Source organism: Skermanella sp., assembly GCF_059503625.1.
The window spans coordinates 1-4,150 of sequence record NZ_JCACHA010000064.1; the positions used below are offsets into that span (position 1 = coordinate 1).

At 66.7% G+C, this 4,150-nt stretch carries 3 protein-coding genes; 2 read left to right on the plus strand and 1 reads right to left on the minus strand.

Annotation, left to right across the window (positions count from 1 at the left end; genetic code table 11):
* Positions 1-255 precede the first annotated feature (255 nt).
* Both AC5JJ6_RS01775 and AC5JJ6_RS01780 read left to right on the plus strand, forming a co-directional pair.
* Positions 256-1,752, plus strand: coding sequence for a leucyl aminopeptidase (locus AC5JJ6_RS01775; RefSeq protein ID WP_496040396.1), 1,497 nt, complete (start codon positions 256-258; stop codon positions 1,750-1,752).
* 73 nt (positions 1,753-1,825) lie between these two features.
* Positions 1,826-2,275, plus strand: a complete 450-nt coding sequence (locus AC5JJ6_RS01780; protein WP_496040397.1) for a DNA polymerase III subunit chi — start codon at positions 1,826-1,828, stop codon at positions 2,273-2,275.
* 12 nt (positions 2,276-2,287) lie between these two features.
* Here AC5JJ6_RS01780 and AC5JJ6_RS01785 read toward each other — a convergent pair.
* The coding region (locus AC5JJ6_RS01785; RefSeq protein ID WP_496040398.1) for a M1 family metallopeptidase at positions 2,288-4,150 on the minus strand (1,863 nt) is incomplete at its 5' end.

The following is a 4,150-nucleotide window of genomic DNA, read 5'->3' on the forward strand; positions in this document are numbered from 1 at the left end:
TCGCCACCATCAGGTGGCGGAAGAGGTAAAGCGTCAACCGTTTCATGGACTCGTCATATCCGACTACCGTTCCCGCCAATCGCCCGGCGGACGGCAGTAGCGCATGAGCCGTGGTCGGCGTAGCTTGACAGCGTATGGTCGGTGTTCTTTATCGGACACGCGCCGCCGAAACAACCATCCGATGCCGGAACGGCCAAATTGCCGCCGGGCCAATCGGCCCTATCTGGCCGACTATGATAAACCAAGAGGGTAGACATGAAATTCACGTTCTCCGATCTGTCGCTGCCCCAGGCCGGCTCGATCGCCCTTCCGGTTCTGGCCGATCGGACGCTGACGAAAACCGGGACCGACCTGGATGCCAGGACCGGCGGCATCCTGACCCGAGCCATGGCCGCCAACAAGTTTTCCGGCAAGGCCGATGAAACCCTGACCATCGTCGCCCCCGGCGGCGTCGACCTGAACCACATCCTCCTGATCGGTCTCGGCAAGCCCGACCAGATCAAGGACACCACGGTACAGGATGCCGGTGGCGCCATTGTGGCGGCGTTGGGCAAGAATGCGGCGGAAGTCTCCGTCGTGATCGACGATCTGCCCGGCAGCGGCCTGCCGCCCGCCCAGGTTGCGGCCGAGATCGCCTTCGGGGCGCTCCTGCGCTCCTACCGCTTCGACAAGTACCGCACCAAGGAAAAGCCGGAGGCCAAGCCGGCGCTCCAGACGATCGCCGTCCTGTCCGGCGATGCCGCCGCCGCCCAGGACATCTTCGCCAAGCGCGAGGCGCTCGCCAACGGCATCTTCCTGACCCGCGACGTCGTGTCGGAACCCGCCAACATCCTTTATCCCCGCACCTTCGCCGAGCGCTGCCGCGAACTGACCGAACTCGGCGTCGAGGTCCAGGTGCTCGACCAGGAGCAGATGGCCAAGCTCGGCATGGGCGCCATCCTCGGCGTGGCGCAGGGCAGCGTACAGGAGCCCTACCTGGTCGTCATGAAGTACGACGGCGATCCCGGAGCCGCCGACAAGCAGCCGATCGCCTTCGTCGGCAAGGGCGTCACCTTCGATACCGGCGGCATCTCGATCAAGCCCGCCGCCGGCATGGAAGACATGAAGTGGGACATGGGCGGCGCCGGCGTCGTCCTGGGCCTGATGAAGGCGCTGGCCGGCCGCAAGGCCAAGGTCAACGCCGTTGGCGTGGTCGGACTGGTCGAAAACATGCCGTCGGGCAACGCGCAGCGTCCCGGCGATATCGTCACCAGCATGTCCGGCCAGACGATCGAGGTGCTGAACACCGACGCCGAAGGCCGCCTCGTCCTGGCCGATGCGTTGTGGTTCACCCAGGACACCTTCAAGCCGCGCGCCATGATCAACTTGGCGACCCTGACCGGCGCCATCATCGTGGCGCTGGGCTCGGAGCACGCCGGCCTTTTCTCCAACAATGACGAGTTGTCGGAGCAATTGACGGCGGCCGGCCTCAAGGTCGGCGAGAAGCTGTGGCGGATGCCGATGAACGATGCCTATGACAAGGCGATCAACTCCGACGCCGCCGACGTCAAGAACATTGCCGGCAGCCGCGACGCCGGCAGCATCATCGGCGCCCAGTTCATCCAGCGCTTCGTCAACAACGTCCCCTGGGCTCACCTGGACATCGCGGGCGTGACCTGGGCCAAGAAGGACAGCGGCACCGTGCCGAAGGGCAGCACCGCCTTCGGCGTCCGCCTGCTCGACCGCTACGTCGCCGACGTGTTCGAGGGCTGACGGAAAGTCCTTGAACGATAAGCCCGAACGATAAGGATTGCGCGGGGGCCATGCCCCCGCGTAAACCGCCGTCATGACAGAGGTCCGCTTCTACCACCTCCAGCGCAAGACGCTGGAAGACGCCCTGCCGCAAATCCTGGAAAAGACCCTGGAGCGCGGCTGGCGGGCCGTCGTCATGGCCGGATCGGAGGAACGCGTCGAAGCGCTGACCCAGCACCTCTGGTCCTACAAGGAGTTCGGCTTCCTGCCGCACGGCAGCGCCCGCGACGGCGATGCCGAGCACCAGCCGATCTGGCTGACGACGGAGGACGAGAACCCCAACGCCGCGACCGTCCTGATCCTGACCGACAACGCCATGTCGTCCAGGCTGGACGCCTTCACCCTCGTCTGCGAGATGTTCGACGGCAACGACTACGACGCCGTAACAGCCGCCCGCGCCCGCTGGAAGACCTACAAGGCCGCCGGCCACGATCTGACATACTGGCAGCAGACCGACCGAGGCGGCTGGGAGAAGAAAGCGTAGGCGCGGCGCCGGTCAATCGATCTTCACGGCCCGCCTCGACGGGCTGTCGCCGGAGGGCCAGACTCCCCGCTCGACGGCTTCCCGACCCTGGAACACCAGGAAGCTCTGGCGCCCGTAATGGGGCAGGGGGCGCATCAGCGCTTCGAGGGCGGCTCTGTCGTCCGCCGCAATCGCCAGCACCGTGGAGCCGGCGTCGGACCGTGCCGTCCAGACCCGCGCCGTACCCTTGCCCGCCAGGGACGCCGGCATTGGCGGAAGGCCCTGGTCGGCCAGCGCCTTAACGACGGCATCGGTCGTGCCGACCACTGCAACCGGGCTCGTCCGGTAGACCGTCCCGCCCCGCGTTCCCGTATCCATCAGCCGCTCCGCCAAGGCGCGGGCGGCGTCCTGCTCCGGCCCCGCGAAAACCATGCGGGTCGTCGGATCGAGCGTCACGTCGCGCAGGATCGGAGGGGCTTCGCCTGGAGCCAGCCGGCGGAACAGCCGGTAGTCGGGATCGAGCGTGATCCACCGCGGCTCGTTGTCGAGCTTCAGCGTTGCCACGGTCTGCGGCCCGGTCACCTCCACGCGGTGCATGGTGGTCCCGGCTGATGTCTCGACCGTCAGCGGAACGGCCAGCCGGTAGAACGGCTGTGACTGCCCGATCCGGACCGTCATCTCATAGCCATCGCCCGCCCGCTTCGCGGCGATGGTTTCAAGCTGCACGGACGGCGCACCGCGCCTTTGGACCCATTGCTGGAAGAACGCTTCCAGATCGGTCCCCGACGCTTGCTCGAATGCGCTTCTCAACTCGGCCCATCCCGCCCGCTTGAACCGGTGGCGTTCCCAGAACAGCCGGATGCCGCGGTCGAAGGCATCCTGCCCCAGCAGGTCGTTCAGCATCAGGAACAGGTAAGCCGACTTGTTGTAACCGACGATCTGCGCAGCACCATGGACCCGAGCCTTGAAGCCGGCCAGTGTGCCGTCCCGCTCCGGCGGCAAGGCGGCCACGTCGCGCAGCCATCCAAGCCGCATCTCGCGCGCGGCGTCGGCGCTGCGCTCCTCCGTCAGGCCGTAGTCGGCCATGTACGTCGTCAGCCCCTCCGACCAGTTGCCCGTCCCATAATCGACCAGGACGCCGTTGCCCCACCAGTTATGCAGGATTTCGTGGGGCAGGGACTGCCTGCGCATGAAGGGCAGCGGAAGGACCTGCCGCCCGATATAGGTCAGGCTTTCGAAGCCCAACCCGACCGGCAGGGGCGCCGACAGGATCGAAAAGCCGTCGAAGGGATACTGCCCGATCCGCTCAGAGAACCGCCCGATATAGCCTTCCGAAGCTTCCAGGTAATCGTCCGACAGCCCCTCCAGATCCGGTTCGAAATAGGTCCGCAGCCTAAGATCCCCGGCCATGCGCTCACGGACGTTCCATCGCCCGGCGAAAAGCGACGGCTCCTCGGCAGCGCCTTCCACCGTGAACACCGTGCGTCCCGGCGCCTCTTCCGCCAGCCGTCCCGTCACGACGGGGCGGTAGCCTTCGGGGACCGAGACGGCAATCCGGTAGTCCGCTGGTACTCCGTCACCGAAATCCGGCAGCCACGCCGTACCGCCGGGCAGGAAGCTGCCGGCCTCGCCCGACCCCGGATCGGCGCCGCCGAACGGACTGCCGCCGGCGTCCAGTTCCGCCAGGGTTCCTTCATACCGGATGACCAGCCGGACGGGGCTGCCGGGTCTGCCCCTGCCGGCCGGAACGCTCCAGCCGTCCGTCCCGCCGGAAAGCGCGACACTTTCGCCGTTCACCTCGACCTGCGAAGGCCGAAGCAGCTTCGACAGACGGAACCGGATCGGCCGGTCCGTCGCTTCCAACTCGATCTCGTCGGTGACCTGTATATGCCGGCG